This is a genomic window from Aestuariivita boseongensis (genome assembly GCF_001262635.1).
GTDB classification, from domain to species: domain Bacteria; phylum Pseudomonadota; class Alphaproteobacteria; order Rhodobacterales; family Rhodobacteraceae; genus Aestuariivita; species Aestuariivita boseongensis.
This window is the reverse complement of sequence record NZ_JXYH01000009.1, coordinates 1-13,569: the sequence shown is the minus strand read 5'-3', so window position 1 is coordinate 13,569 and position 13,569 is coordinate 1. Positions and strand designations below refer to the sequence as shown.

Below are 13,569 nucleotides of genomic sequence, written 5' to 3'. Positions count from 1 at the left end.
CCCAAGGCGCGCATCTTTAAATCAGGCGTCTGTCTTGCCGTTTTGCGTGGCTTGTTGCGCGGCCTGCTGGCGCGCGATTTCGTTGCGATAGATCGAAACGAAATCGATGTTTTCCAGGTTCAGCGCCGGGTATCCGCCGTCGCGCGTCACGTCGCTCACGATCCGGCGCAGGAACGGGAACAGCATGCGCGGGCATTCGATCAGAAGGAAGGGATGCATCTGCGCTTCGGGCACGCCTTCGATATGGAAGATGCCCGTGTATTCCAGTTCGATCAGGAACATCTCTTCGCCGCCGGCTTTGGTTTTCGAAGTGATGTTCAGCTTGATCGACACTTCGTACTGATGCTCAGTCGGCCGCTTCTTGGCATCCAGATTGACGTGGACGCTTACATCCGGCTGCACCTCGCCCGAGATACCTTTTTGCGCCATGATGTTTTCGAAGGACAGGTCGCGAATGAACTGGCCCAGAACCTTCATCTGCGGCTGAATAAGTTGCTGTTGCGGTGCTGCGGCACCTGCGTCTTGATCGGTCATCACTGTCTCCTTGAAGATCGGGTTGGCGGTGCTGTACCAGCTTGCGCCGCGGTCCTCAATCCTTGCCGATATTCTGTTGCGTCCAGCCGGAGGGACCCGCGTTGGGATCGCGGGGTTTGACCTCTTCGAACTCGCCTTCGATGATGTCATCGCGGCCCGGCGGGTATTGCGGGCCGGGGCCCATTTCGAAATGCTGGACATCCACCCGTGCCCGGACATAGCGGTAAACCGCCAAGCGCACAGGTGGGGTCAGCAGCAAAAAGCCGATGGCATCCGTGAAAAACCCGGGTGTCAAAAGCAACGCGCCGGCAATCAGGATCATTGCCCCATGGGCCAGCGGTTCGGATGGATCACGCAGTTCGGAAAACGAACTTCGCAGATGACCCATGGCCATAAGCCCCTGCGTGCGCACCAGCCACGTCCCCAAAATGGCCGTCAGGATCACGATGGCCAGCGTTGGCCAAAGACCAATTGCGCCGCCAATTTGAATGAACAGGGCAATCTCGATCAGCGGAACCAGCAAAAAGGCCAGAAAAAGATACATAAAGCCACGGACTCCTTTACCGTCGGGCGGTAGACTTATGCCTACCTGCCCCCTACATAAGAGCCAACGATGGCCTTACAAAGCCCCTTGCCTGAAAAGAGGTTCTGAATGAATTCGCCTTTGATCCAGCTTCTTGTGCTGGCCGGTATCGCAATTTTCCTGATTTTGCGCCTGAGAAGCGTGTTGGGCACCCGTGAAGGGTTCGAAAAGCCGCCCGTGCCGCGCCAGTCTTCTGCCGCGCCGCGCCCTGACTTCGAGGTGATCGAAGGCGGGCCGGACCGCGATATCGTGGATTACGTCGAAGAGGACAGCGCGTCTGCCGAAGCGCTTGCCGAAATGAAGCGGGTCGAGCCGTCGTTTTCCGTGGCGGATTTCGTGCAGGGCTCGCGCGGTGCTTATGAAATGATCGTGATGGGTTTCGAACGCGGGGAGCTGAATGAGATTCAGCCCTTCATCGCCGAAGACGTCTTTGAAACCTTTGTCGAGGTCGTGGCCGCCCGTGAAGATCAGGGCCTGACAATCGAGGCCGAATTTATCGGTGTGCGCGAAGTCCGCGTCGAAAATGTCGACTATGATCAGGATACGGCCGAAGCGCAGATTACCATGCGCTTTGTGTCGGAACTGACGTCGGTGGTGCGCAATGCCGAAGGCGAGATCGTGGAGGGAGATCCCAAAGCTGTCAAACGCCAGAAAGACACCTGGGTCTTTGCCCGGAAGATGGGCACCGATGATCCGAACTGGTTGCTTGTTGCCACGGACGCATGATCCGGACGCTTTGGGCGATCTTGTGTGTGGTCTGCATGGCCACGTCTGACGCTCGGGCGGAAACCACCTATTCTATTCTGTCCTTTGACGATCTGGACGGCTGGGCGGCGGATGATCATTCTGCCGCCTTGTCTGTTTTTCTGAATACCTGCATGGATCTGGATGATCCCGATTGGCAATCGCTGTGCGCCTTGGCGCAGAACGAGAAACCTGAAAACGCGCGGGCGTTCTTTGAATTGTTCTTTCGGCCTGTGCTGATCGAGGATGGCGATGACATGCTGTTCACGGGGTATTTTGAACCGGAACTGAATGGCTCCCGTTATCCGACATCCCGCTTCCGGTTTCCGCTGTACAAAATGCCGCCCGAGGCGCGTGTGTCCAACCCCTGGCTGACGCGCCGTGATATTCTGACCAGCGGCGTGATGGATAATCGTGGATTGGAAATCGCCTGGGTCGATGATCCGGTCGAGCTGTTTTTCCTCCAGATCCAGGGATCGGGGCGGATCAGGTTGCCGGATGGGCGGTATCTACGCGTCGGATATGGTGGCGCGAACGGGCATGAATACCGGTCTATTGGCGTCGAACTGGTGCGGCGCGGGATTTATCAGCCGCATCAGGTCAGTGCTCAGGTCATCCAGAATTGGGTGCGGCGAAACCCCGAAGCGGGGGAAGAGCTGCTGCTTCACAACGATTCCTATGTCTTTTTCCGGGAGGTCAGCCGCGTGCCCGCAGACCGGGGGCCGCTGGGTGCGATGAACCGGTCGATCACCGCGCTGCGGTCGATTGCGGTGGATCCGGCCTATCATCCGCTGGGCGCTCCGGTCTGGATTGAGAAGGATGGGGAAGGCCCGATGCGGCGGCTGATGATCGCGCAGGATACCGGTTCGGCGATCAAAGGGGCGCAACGGGCCGATATCTTCTTTGGCACCGGCGATGCGGCGGGCGAAGCGGCCGGTCGGTTGCGAGATCCTGGTCGGATCGTGACGCTTCTGCCCATTCAGCGCGCCTATGCCCTTTTGCCTGAGGGGCAGTCATGACCCGTCGCCGCCTGCGCCCGGATGAGGTTGAGCTGTGGCAGAAAGTGGCCGAACGGACCGAGCGACTTCACCCCGAACGCAAGGCGGAATCACCGCGTGCGACGCGGCCGAAACCCAAGCCGGAAAAGCGCGTCTTCAACGCGTCAGAACCTTTCACGCTGGGATCTCGGGCGCCAGCATCTGCTGCCCCGCATAAATTGCAGCCCAGTTTAAGCGAACGCCTGTCTTCGGCGCCCGTCCAGATGGACAAGAAATCCTTCGGTAAGCTGAAGCGCGGCAAATTGAAACCCGAAGGGCGGATCGACCTGCACGGCATGACGCTGGACCGTGCACACCCGGCGCTGGTGCGGTTCATCCTGACGGCCCATGCCTCGGGCAAAAGGCTGGTTCTGGTGATTACCGGAAAAGGGAAACGGTCTGACGATGATGGTCCGATCCCGCGACCACGCGGTGTGTTGCGCCATCAGGTGCCGGGGTGGCTGGCCTCACCCCCGCTGGCGCAGGCGGTTCTTCAGGTCACAACGGCGCATATCAGCCACGGGGGCGAGGGGGCCTATTACGTGTATCTGCGCCGTCAGCGATAGACCGACACCCGAACCCTACAGCACGTAACGGCTCAGATCGGCGGATTTCGCCAATTCGCCCAGGTGTTTTTCCACGAATGCGGCATCAATTTCGATCGTTTCGCCACCCCGGTCGGGTGCGGTGAAGGACAGATCTTCGAACACACGCTCCAACACGGTGTAAAGCCGCCGCGCACCGATGTTTTCAACGCTTTGGTTCACCTCGGCTGCGATGCGGGCCAGGGCTTTGATCCCATCTTCGGTAAAGGTGACGGTCAAATCTTCGGTTCCCATCAAGGCGGTGTATTGCAGTGTCAGCGCATTGTCGGTTTCCGTCAGGATGCGCACGAAATCTTCTTCCGTCAGCGCGCGGAGTTCGACGCGGATAGGCAGACGGCCCTGAAGTTCCGGCAACAAGTCCGACGGTTTGGCGATGTGGAACGCACCTGATGCAATGAACAGAATATGGTCGGTTTTCACCGGGCCGTGCTTTGTCGACACGGTCGTACCTTCGATCAGAGGCAGGAGGTCACGCTGCACGCCTTCGCGGCTGACATCGCCGCCGCGCGCATCGGACCGCGCGCAGACCTTGTCGATTTCGTCCAGAAAGACGATGCCGTTTTCTTCTACTGCAGTCAGGGCGGCGCGGGTGACGGTTTCATCGTCCAGCAGTTTGTCCGCCTCTTCCCCGATCAGCACATCATAGCTGTCGGCGACGGTCATCCGTTTGCGAACAGTGCGCCCGCCAAAAGCTTTGCCGAACAGATCGCCGATATTCATCATGCCCATATTGGCGCCGGGCTGGCCGGGAATTTCCATCATGCCCATCGGGTTCGATGTGTCGGTGATATCCAGTTCGATGACTGTATCGTCCAGTTCCCCGGATTTCAGTTTCTTGCGGAACATCTCGCGTGTGGCTTCGCGGGCGTCTTCGCCGGCAATCGCGGTGATCACGCGCTCTTCCGCGGCGGCATGGGCCTTGGCTTTGACATCTTCGCGCATGTGTTCGCGCGTCATGGCGATGGCGGCATCAACCAGATCGCGGACGATCTGTTCCACGTCGCGTCCGACATAGCCGACTTCGGTGAACTTGGTCGCCTCGACCTTGATGAAGGGCGCGCGGGCCAGTTTTGCCAGTCGGCGGCTGATTTCGGTTTTGCCCACACCGGTGGGCCCGATCATCAGGATGTTCTTCGGATAGACCTCGTCGCGCAGATCGTCGGTCAGCTGCTTGCGCCGCCAGCGGTTGCGCAGGGCCACGGCCACGGCGCGCTTGGCGTCCTTCTGGCCGATGATGAAACGATCCAGTTCCGAGACGATTTCGCGGGGGGTGAGGTCGGTCATGAGTTCTCCTCAGACAGAGGGTGGAAGACGATCGAGGGGCAGGACCGGGCGGAACAGGCGCAACAGTGTTGCGCGCAACCGTTCCCAGGCCGCGCCCAGAATGACAAGGGAAGCACCCAGGATCAGGATGCTGTAACCGCCGCCCTCGCCGCCAAAGACCGCGCTGGACAAGGCCACGCAATATCCGACGGCGGCAATCAGGAATGACCGGCGGTCGATGATAATGGCGATCAGGGCAAAGATCAGAAGGACAATGGCCAACAGAAGATAGGCCGTGTTGGTCCCTGCGGTGAAAAGCGTCAGAGCCACCGTATTCACCAGCGCCGGCGCTGCAACGACATGCAGCCAGAAGCCGTTCTTCGACCGGCGCGTGACGCGGTGCGGGTCTGACATGTCAAACACCATCGCGGCGGCAAAAACGGCGACCCCGATCAGCAGGGTGACCAGCGCGAAAGGCCCGTCGCTTGACAGAAGGAAGATATCCTCGGCCGATTGTGGCGTTCCCGCACCCGCCGCTGTCCAGACCAGCGCGACGATGAAAGCGCCCAGCGCGATCATGGCCATGGCAAAGGGCACGCGGAAGCGCAGCCAGAAGACAAAAATCGCGACAGTGGCCAGCGCGGCGGGCAGGGGAAGGCTTTGATAATCTTCCTGGCCGATCATGAAGGGTTCGGCAAAAGCGGCCGTGAACCCTGCCAAGGCATTGCCCGCCCAGAAGATCGACAGCGCAATGGCCGGAGCGATCATCCGGCGGCGGCGGATGAAGTATTCGCCCATGATCCAGATCAGCACCGCCCCGGCAATAGCCACATGCACGGCCTTTTGAATCAATCCGCCCTGCGCCGGATTGGCATAAACCGTCGCCACCGCAAACCAGCCCATCGCCAGGATCACCATCCCGACGACGATGAACACCTCGTTGAAGCCCTTGAAAAGCTCGAACGGTTCATCGCCGGGCTTGAGGTTTTCGCGGGCACCCCGGCGGCTATCGGCCAGGCTGGCGATTGAAGCCGCCTGTGCCTCTGTCACGATCCCGGCGGCGACAGCGGCGCGAAGATCGTCCTGTTCAATCATTTGCGGATCGTTTCCACCGTCAGATTGCCGTTTGTGTAGACGCAGATATCCGCCGCAATCGCCATCGCGTCGCGGGCGATCTGTTCGGCGGACCGGTCGCTGTCCATCATCCCGCGTGCAGCGGCCAGGGCATAGTTTCCGCCCGATCCGATGGCGGTGACGTCATGTTCGGGTTCCAGAACGTCGCCTGCGCCGGTGATGACCAGCAGTTCAGACCCGTCGCTGACGATCAGCATTGCTTCCAGCTTTTGCAGGTATTTGTCGGTGCGCCAGTCCTTGGCCAGCTCGACCGAGGCGCGGGCCAATTGGCCCGGCGTCGCCTCAAGCTTGGCTTCCAGCCGTTCCAGCAGGGTGAAGGCATCTGCCGTCGATCCGGCAAAGCCCGCGACCACGTCATATCCGCCGGGCGACAGGCGGCGCACCTTGCGCGCTGTTCCCTTGATGACGGTCTGGCCAAGCGACACTTGCCCATCCCCGGCAATCACAACCTCACCGCCCTTTTTGACGCCGATGATTGTTGTGCCGTGCCAGCCGGGAAAATCTTGCTTTGCCATGCGCGGGCTCCTTCTTGCGTTGCCGCTCTATATGGACGGGCAGGGGGATGGGTACAAGGGTTGCGGGGGTCAGGGCGGCGGCATAGCTATGGCGCATGAACCCCTCCGATCCCGTTCAGATTTTCCTGGAAGACAGCCTGTTGGACAGCGCCCGTAAGGGCGAGCACAACTTCATTCGCCTGATGCAGGAGGTTTTGCAGGCTTCGGGCTTGCGCGTGGAGTTTCTGCATGAAGATGACAGGCCCAGGGATCACGAGGGCCTGTCGCTTGTTCACATGAAGCCACCCCTGGGGCGGAAGGGTCTGACGTTTCGGCGGGTCTATCACTACCCGTTCTGGCAGATCGATCAGACCGAACGGCGCTGGGCCTGGGATGTGGCGCGCGTCCGGTTTGATCCGAACAGTGTTCCTGACGCGCCCGCGCGGAAGTTTCAGACCTTTTGGCGCAAGCGGCTTTATGGCGTTGGGGAGGTTGAACACAATCCGGACGGTCCGGTGTATGTGCCCTTGCAAGGCAAACTGACCGAACAGCGGTCGTTCCAGACAGCAAGCCCGGTCGAGATGTTGGAAACCACCCTTCGACTGGAGCATGAGCGAAACGTGATCGCCACGCTGCATCCAAAGGAAACCTACACCAATGCCGATCACACCGCATTGGATCGGCTGCAACGCACCAATCCCCGGCTGACCGTGACCAATGGTCATCCCGGGGAGTTTCTTTTGCGTTGCGCCTATGTGGTGACGCAGAATTCCGGTGTGGCGTTTGACGGGTTCTTCTTTGACAGGCCCGCGATCTTGTTTGCGAAGATCGACTTTCACCACATCGGCCAAAGCCTGACGCGGATGACTGCGGAAGAGGCTTTTGCGCGCGTTCTGTCAGATCGGCCCGATTTCGCGAAATATGTGCATTGGTTCTGGCAGCAGAACTGCATCAATGCCGGGCGCGACGATGCGAAGGGCAAGATCCGCGCGCGGTTTCAGCGGCTGGGCTGGCTCATATGAACAGGGCGCCCGCTGGGGACGCCCTTTCGAAATCAGTATTATCCGAGGATCAGATCGAGTCTTCGATCCAGCCCTGCAGGGCAGCTTTGGGTGCCGCGCCCGCGCGGTTCGAAACAACCTGACCGTCCTTGAAGATGAACAGCGCCGGGATGCCGCGCACGCCCATCTGGGCGGGGGAATTCGGGTTTTCGTCCACGTTCACTTTGACGATCTTGACCTTGCCGGCCATTTCTTCGGACAGCTCTTCCAGAGCGGGGCCGATCTGTTTGCAGGGGCCACACCACTCGGCCCAGAAATCCACCACAACGGGGATGTCGGAATTTTTCACTTCGGCGTCGAACGAGTCGTCGGTAACGGCAACGGTGGACATGTCTGTCTCCTCAGACGGGTTGGGTTGGGTGCGGAAAGTAAGAAGCCCGTCAGGCATCGTCAAGATTGAGTACCCGCTTTCCCGCGTCTGTCACGATATCGTGCGGCAGATGCATCAATTGCGCGGTTCGTGTCCAAAGGATCGCCGTGTCGATGCGATGATCGGGGAAGGTTTGCGCCAGCCCATGGGCATAGGCGGCCATCTGGCGCAGCAGACCTTCGGGGGTGTCTTCCGGTTTGGCAGGAACCGTGGCGTTGGTTTTGAAATCGACGGCCAGGATGTGGTTTTCGGTGATGATCAGCCGGTCAATCGTGCCGTGAATGCGGATTTCGCCCATATCCGCTGTGATCGACACTTCGGCCAGGGTGGTCGGGTCAAACAGGTGCTTCAGCTGATCGTTTTGCAGAACGCCAGCGGCTTCAGTCAGAAGAGGCTTTGCCGCGGGTTCAGGCAGCGAAAGGATCTGTGCCGCCTTCTCGGACCACTGCGCGGGATCAATTCTGGGCAAATGCTCAAGCAGCAGGTGAATTTGGGTGCCGCGAAGCTTGGCGGCCTCTTCCTCCAGACCTGCATCGCCGGGCAGTGCTTTTGCGCCGCCAAGGTCTGACGGGCTTTTCGTTTCCTGTCTTGCAGACGGGGCTGGCGCGGGGGCGCGGAAATGCGCGGGCAAGCTGGGTGTATCGTCGGTCGTTTCGGGCAGGGGCGTCGCCGCAAGCCCGGCCCATTCCCCGGTTTCGATGCGCTTGCCGTCGCCAATTGGAAACGCGTGATCCACGGCGCCACTGCCCAGCATTGCGGCCTCAACCCGCTGGTACCAGGTATTGCCGTTTTTCTCGTCCAGCTCTCCGGCGGCGGCGACGATCAGCCACTTTTCCGCCCGTGTTAGAGCCACATAGAGAAGACGAAGGCGTTCTTCCTCCTCCCTCTGTTCTTCGGCGCTTGTGGCGGTGGAGATCAGGTCCGGCGCATCCTCCTTGCGCAGCCGCCACAGCGGTATGTCGCCTGCCATCACCAGATTACCCTTCTGGCCCGCCCGGCGTTTTGCGGTATCCGGCAGAATGACGATAGGCGCCTCAAGGCCTTTCGCGCCATGCACCGTCATGACGCGGATCATGTTGCCCTCGCTGTCGATCTGGCGGCGGATTTCCAGATCGTCTGTCTGCATCCAGACCAGAAACCCGGTGAGCGAAGGCACCTCGGACCGTTCATAAGCCAGTGCCTGCGAAAGAAGGGCGTTGATGCCGTCTTCGGCCTCGTGACCCAGGCGACCCAGCAGCAGCTGTCGGCCCCCATGGCGGATCAGGATATGTTCGATCAGATCATAGGGGCGCAGGAAATCCGCCTGATTGCGCAAATCGTTCAGAACGGCCAGCGTGTCGGGAAATTCTGCCGCGCGGTCGCGCAGCGTCTGCCACAGAAACGCTTTCGGCGCGCGGCGATGGGCCAGATCGAACAGCTGCTGTTCCGACCAGCCAAAAAGCGGCGATTTCAGCGCGGTGGCCAGCGACAGGTCGTCTTCCGGCGTGGCAAGGAACGACAAAAGCGCGGCCAGATCCTTCACCGCCAGTTCCGCGCCCACTTTCAGGCGATCAGACCCGGCGATGGGCAGGCCTTGCGCTTTGCAGGCGCGGATGATCTCGGCAAAAAGGGCTGATCGTCGTTGCACAAGGATCAGGAAGTCACCGGACCGAACAGGCCGTGCCGTGCCTTCATCTTCGGGGATCAGGGTGCCGGTGTCGATCATCCGCTTGATTTCGGCGGCGATCTGTTCGGCAAGTTCCACCGTGTGATGTTTCGGGCTGGGCCGGTCCAGCGGCGTGTACCATGGCGTTTCGGTGTCATCCTTGGCCGGGGGCAGCGCGGGCCACAGATCGACGCGGCCGGGCAGGGCGGATTTGAAGGCGATGTGGTTTTCGCTGTCAAAACCTGCATCCACCTGCCCTTCGAACAAGGTGTCGACCATCGCCAGGATCGCGTGCGAAGACCGGAAGGAAAACTGCAGTGTCCGGTTACTGAGATGCTGTCCGACGACCTGCAGGCGTTCCGCGAAATAGTCGCGCATGCGGTCGAACCCACCGGGATCCGCGCCCTGGAAGGAATAAATCGACTGCTTTTTGTCCCCGACCACAAAGATCGACCGCGCCTGTGACCGTGCGCCCAGACCGCTGGTGAACTCCTGCGAGAGTTTCTCGACAACGTCCCATTGTGCCGGACTGGTGTCCTGCGCTTCGTCCACCAGAATATGGTCGATACCGCCATCCAGACGATACAGCACCCATTGCGCCACTTTCTGGTCATTCAGAAGCTGGCGGGACTTGATGATCAGATCATCGAAATCCAGCCACCCGTGCAGCAGTTTGCGCCGGTCATATTCCTGCAGGAACACGGCCGAGAACTGGTGCAGATCATGGGCCATCCCGGCGGCCTTCAGTGCGATGCGCCGGGCGCGGGTGGCTTCGATCCGGTCCATGAAACGGTCTGTTTCTTCATGCAGATCGGGTGGTGCTTTTGCACCTTTGGCCGGGATCTTGCCCAGTTTAGCGGTGAACGGGTCTTTCGCACTGGCCCCGGTCAAGAAGATGCTCTCAAGCTCTTCCATGGAAGAAGCGCTAACCGGCACCAGGGCTTTCAGTCGCGCAGCAAGTTTTTGATCCGTGACGCCGCTTTGTTCCATAACCGGGATCAGGCGTCGGATCAGGTCATCCTCACCGCCCAGAAACAGTTCGGTGGTCAGGTCTTCCTGCGTCAGATCCGGGGGCAGCCCAAAGGCCGCCATCAGACCGGCGCGCGATTGCGGCTGATCGAACGCTTCCCTGCGGGAGGCGATGGCGTGGGTCAGATGATCCAGATCACTGCCGCCCAGATGGCGCGCGACATTGGCCACCAGTGCGGCGTGGTCGCCCTCGGCCAGGTCATCGACGATTTCGCCGCGCAACAGGGTCGCCGCGCGGTCTTCGATTTCGGTGAATTGCGGGCTGACACCCGCCTCAAGCGGGAAGCGCCGCAAAAGGCCCGCGCAGAAAGAGTGGATCGTCTGGATTTTCAGACCGCCCGGCGTTTCGATGGCGCGGGCAAACAGCGTGCGCGCCTGCCGCAGGGCCCCGGCATCCAGCCGGTGTTCCACGCCCAATTCGTCCAGTGCGCGCGCCAGTTGAGCATCGGGCAGCATCGCCCAGCCGCCAAGGCGCTGGAACAGGCGGTTCTGCATCTCGCTTGCGGCAGCTTTGGTATAGGTCAGGCACAGAACCTTCTGCGGCTCGACCCCGTTTAGCAGCAGCCGCGCCACCCGGTCGGTCAGAACGCGGGTCTTTCCGGAACCGGCATTCGCCGCCAACCAGGTCGAGGCGTTGGGATCGGCGGCCTGCACTTGCGCTTCGGTGGCGTCGTTGCGGATCATGTCAGATCCTCCGGCGTGGGCGTATGGGTGTCGTCCCATTCGCCATATCGCGCCAGCTGGTCGTAATCGCCGGTATCGGTGTCCTTCTCAAGCATCCGGCGCGAGGTGTATCCGGTGCTCTCTTGCAGATAGGCCGCGATCAGTTCGCAGAATTCGTCCCAGACCTTTGCGGGCGGATCGTCTTCCAATGGCGCGGGAGAGATTTTGCCAGCCCCAAGCCCGATGAACACGGCCTGCGCCACGGGGGCGGCGGGGATATCCCGGAACGCGCCGGCTTCGGCCATTGCGGCCTCAAGCAGAAGCTGTTTGTCGAATTTCTGCTGTTGCGGTTTTGTCGGCGGCTGGCCGGTTTTGTAATCGTAAAGGATCAGATCACCGTCATCGGTCTGGTCGATCCGGTCGGCCCGCGCGGTCAGGGTAAAGGCCAGCGCGGGGATCTCGCGGCCTGCGGTCACCTCTGATGCAAGGCATTGGGCGGTTTTGCGGCGTTCGGCCTCTCCTGCCAGGAACCAGTCGGCGCTTCGGGCCAGTTGGCCCAACCACAACAGCCGCGCGGTGGGCCAGGGGATGTCTTGTTCCAACGCCTCCAACGCCATCGCAAGGAAACTGTCGCGATCCAGGGTCGCCGTCCCGTCATCCAGCGCTTTGATGTACCGTTCCAGAACATCATGCACGACGATACCCTTGATGCGCGGATCGGGCAGCCTGACCAGCGGATCCAGAGGTTTCAGCCGCAGAACATGTCGCGCATAGATCGCATAGGGATCACGGATCAGACGCTTGATGTCGGTGACGGACAATTGCCTTGGCCGCGCCGCAACCGGCGGCCGGGGGGAGGGGCGCGGGGCAGGGGCGATAGCTGGCGCATGCTCCAGCGCTTGCGACCAGCGCAGCCAGGTTTCACCACGCGCCCGCATGTCGGCCAGCACCTGCGTGCCTTGCGCCTGCGGCAATCCTTCCAGCAGGTTTGTCAGCCGGTTGATCCAGCGCGACGGAACGGTTTGCGCATCCTCGGACCGGATCGCGCGGGTCAGCCAGACCTCGGGCGCGCCGATGGCCTGTTGGAAATCATGGGCCGAAAGGCCGATGCGCCGGTCAGGCATCAACAGCCCGGCGCGGGCGCGCATCTGTCGGTTCAGCCACGGATCGGGCTTGGCCGCTTCGGGCCAGGTGCCTTCGTTCAGACCGCCAAGGATCAGAAGGTCGGCGCCTTGCACGCGCGCCTCCAGCGTGCCCCAGATCATGATGTCGGGATGGGGCGCGTCGCGATCACGCACTTCGCCGCGCGACAGAAGCGCACCCACCAGATCGCCGAAATCCGACGCGCCCATGTCGCCGCCATGGGCGGCCTGCGCGATCAGGTCGTCGATGACGGCGCGCGCTTCCCTTCCGGCTTTCTGTTGCCACAGTTCACCAGCGCCGATGCCCGCGCCAGCGATCTGTTCCGCTTGGCGTTCAAGCGCATTGGCCCATTCGGAGAGGGGCCGTTCCATTTGCCCCCTTGCCAACAGGATGCTGTCGATCACCCAATCGGCCCAGCCGGGCAGGGGGTTTTGCTGGGTGGCCTCCCAGGCGCGGATCATTGGGGCGTCTGGAAACGGGTTTCCGGTCTTGCGCAGGTAAAGCTCAAGCTCGCGCGTCATCAGAAGATGTTTGCCGCGATCGCCGGTGGACCGGGTCAGCGGGTGTTTCAGAAGCGTCAGCAGCTGGTCGGTGGTAACCCGGCGCTGGAACAGATGCGCCACATGGCGCAGGAACCGGCCCGGCGGCGACAGCTGCAAGGGTGTGCCCGCGCTGTCGTCCGGCAGGATGCCCCAGCGGTTCAGCGCGGCGGTGACCTGTCGGGTCAGCATCCGGTCGGGCGTGATCAGCGCAGCCTTGATGCCATCTTCGGCGGCTTGCCGCAGGCGCAGGGCAATCGCCAATGCTTCGGCCCGCGGCGATGGGGCTTCGACCAGCGTGACATCGGCGAAACCCTTGTCCAGATCGCGCAGGCCGGGCCCTTCGCCGAGCCACGCGTCGGTGACAGGCGCTGGGCGCAGGGCCAGCGATACGGCCGCGTTGCGCGCCGGGCTGGGGGCAGGCACGTCATGCCAGGGCGCAATATGCTCGGGCGACGTGCCCAGATCGGTGATCAGCTTGTGAAAGCGGTATTGCGGGTGGTCTTCGACCGCGGGGGGATGGTCGTCTGCCTGCACCGCCATATCGAAATGAGACCAGACAGAATCCGGCAGATCGAAGTCGAACCCTGGCAGAATGACCGCCCCCTGGGGCAGTCGCGCAATCGCCTTCATCAGTAGCAATGTCGTGCCCCGCGACCCTGTCGATCCTGCAAGGATCACCGGGTGGCCGGGCGGAGCGACTTGCCAGCGCGCGGTCAAATCGT

Annotated in this window: 12 protein-coding genes; 4 read left to right on the top strand and 8 right to left on the bottom strand. The window is 61.4% G+C overall.

What is annotated here, in order from left to right; all coding sequences use genetic code 11:
* Positions 1–21: 21 nt before the first annotated feature.
* Positions 22–534 (bottom strand): protein-export chaperone SecB, encoded by a 513-nt coding sequence (gene secB, locus TR61_RS05420; RefSeq protein WP_050928815.1) that lies wholly within the window; start codon positions 532–534, stop codon positions 22–24.
* 55 nt (positions 535–589) lie between these two features.
* Positions 590–1,078 carry an FxsA family protein gene (locus TR61_RS05415; RefSeq protein ID WP_050928813.1) on the bottom strand — a complete coding sequence of 163 codons (489 nt, stop codon included), beginning with the start codon at positions 1,076–1,078 and terminating at the stop codon, positions 590–592.
* Between the two features lie 108 nt (positions 1,079–1,186).
* Between TR61_RS05415 and TR61_RS05410 the strand changes: the two genes are divergently transcribed.
* Genes TR61_RS05410 through TR61_RS05400 form a run of 3 tightly spaced genes read left to right on the top strand, consistent with a single transcriptional unit; the run spans position 1,187 to position 3,464 of the window.
* Positions 1,187–1,843 (top strand): Tim44/TimA family putative adaptor protein, encoded by a 657-nt coding sequence (locus tag TR61_RS05410; protein WP_050928811.1) that lies wholly within the window; start codon positions 1,187–1,189, stop codon positions 1,841–1,843.
* Complete coding sequence (gene mltA, locus TR61_RS05405) at positions 1,840–2,880, top strand: murein transglycosylase A (RefSeq protein WP_050928808.1); 1,041 nt, start codon at positions 1,840–1,842, stop codon at positions 2,878–2,880. Before TR61_RS05410 ends, mltA begins: the two co-directional genes overlap by 4 nt.
* The gene (locus TR61_RS05400) at positions 2,877–3,464 is read left to right on the top strand and encodes a Smr/MutS family protein (RefSeq protein WP_050928805.1); all 588 of its coding nucleotides are present in this window, start codon (positions 2,877–2,879) and stop codon (positions 3,462–3,464) included. Before mltA ends, TR61_RS05400 begins: the two co-directional genes overlap by 4 nt.
* A gap of 15 nt (positions 3,465–3,479) precedes the next feature.
* Here TR61_RS05400 and hslU read toward each other — a convergent pair whose 3' ends face one another.
* The 3 genes from hslU to hslV are packed head-to-tail and all read right to left on the bottom strand — an operon-like array spanning position 3,480 to position 6,415.
* Entirely contained in the window at positions 3,480–4,787 is a 1,308-nt protein-coding gene (gene hslU, locus TR61_RS05395; protein WP_050928802.1) for an ATP-dependent protease ATPase subunit HslU, read from the bottom strand.
* Positions 4,788–4,796: 9 nt separating this feature from the next.
* On the bottom strand, positions 4,797–5,861 hold the full coding sequence (locus TR61_RS05390) for a hypothetical protein (RefSeq protein ID WP_050928799.1): 1,065 nt from the start codon (positions 5,859–5,861) through the stop codon (positions 4,797–4,799).
* Positions 5,858–6,415, bottom strand: coding sequence for an ATP-dependent protease subunit HslV (gene hslV, locus TR61_RS05385; protein WP_050928797.1), 558 nt, complete (start codon positions 6,413–6,415; stop codon positions 5,858–5,860). Before hslV ends, TR61_RS05390 begins: the two co-directional genes overlap by 4 nt.
* 95 nt (positions 6,416–6,510) lie before the next feature.
* Here hslV and TR61_RS05380 point away from each other — a divergent pair, with 95 nt between their 5' ends.
* Entirely contained in the window at positions 6,511–7,416 is a 906-nt protein-coding gene (locus tag TR61_RS05380; protein ID WP_050928794.1) for a hypothetical protein, read from the top strand.
* Between the two features lie 49 nt (positions 7,417–7,465).
* On the opposite strand, the gene trxA is transcribed toward TR61_RS05380, so the two are convergent.
* The 3 genes from trxA to addB all read right to left on the bottom strand — a co-directional run.
* Positions 7,466–7,786 (bottom strand): thioredoxin, encoded by a 321-nt coding sequence (trxA, locus tag TR61_RS05375; protein ID WP_050928792.1) that lies wholly within the window; start codon positions 7,784–7,786, stop codon positions 7,466–7,468.
* A 49-nt stretch (positions 7,787–7,835) separates the two neighbouring features.
* The gene (gene addA / locus TR61_RS05370) at positions 7,836–11,183 is read right to left on the bottom strand and encodes a double-strand break repair helicase AddA (RefSeq protein ID WP_050928789.1); all 3,348 of its coding nucleotides are present in this window, start codon (positions 11,181–11,183) and stop codon (positions 7,836–7,838) included.
* Positions 11,180–13,569, bottom strand: a 2,390-nt coding sequence (gene addB, locus TR61_RS05365; protein WP_050928787.1) for a double-strand break repair protein AddB, incomplete at its 5' end; no start/stop codon positions are given. The genes addA and addB, both read right to left, overlap by 4 nt.

Excerpts from the sequence above, each read along its gene's own strand:
- TR61_RS05415 (WP_050928813.1), bottom strand. The coding sequence starts at position 1,078 with ATGTATCTTTTTCTGGCCTTTTTGCTGGTTCCGCTGATCGAGATTGCC.
- trxA (WP_050928792.1), bottom strand. The coding sequence starts at position 7,786 with ATGTCCACCGTTGCCGTTACCGACGACTCGTTCGACGCCGAAGTGAAA.
- TR61_RS05400 (WP_050928805.1), top strand. The coding sequence starts at position 2,877 with ATGACCCGTCGCCGCCTGCGCCCGGATGAGGTTGAGCTGTGGCAGAAA.
- mltA (WP_050928808.1), top strand. The coding sequence starts at position 1,840 with ATGATCCGGACGCTTTGGGCGATCTTGTGTGTGGTCTGCATGGCCACG.
- TR61_RS05410 (WP_050928811.1), top strand. The coding sequence starts at position 1,187 with ATGAATTCGCCTTTGATCCAGCTTCTTGTGCTGGCCGGTATCGCAATT.
- addA (WP_050928789.1), bottom strand. The coding sequence starts at position 11,183 with ATGATCCGCAACGACGCCACCGAAGCGCAAGTGCAGGCCGCCGATCCC.
- hslU (WP_050928802.1), bottom strand. The coding sequence starts at position 4,787 with ATGACCGACCTCACCCCCCGCGAAATCGTCTCGGAACTGGATCGTTTC.
- TR61_RS05380 (WP_050928794.1), top strand. The coding sequence starts at position 6,511 with ATGAACCCCTCCGATCCCGTTCAGATTTTCCTGGAAGACAGCCTGTTG.
- hslV (WP_050928797.1), bottom strand. The coding sequence starts at position 6,415 with ATGGCAAAGCAAGATTTTCCCGGCTGGCACGGCACAACAATCATCGGC.
- secB (WP_050928815.1), bottom strand. The coding sequence starts at position 534 with ATGACCGATCAAGACGCAGGTGCCGCAGCACCGCAACAGCAACTTATT.
- TR61_RS05390 (WP_050928799.1), bottom strand. The coding sequence starts at position 5,861 with ATGATTGAACAGGACGATCTTCGCGCCGCTGTCGCCGCCGGGATCGTG.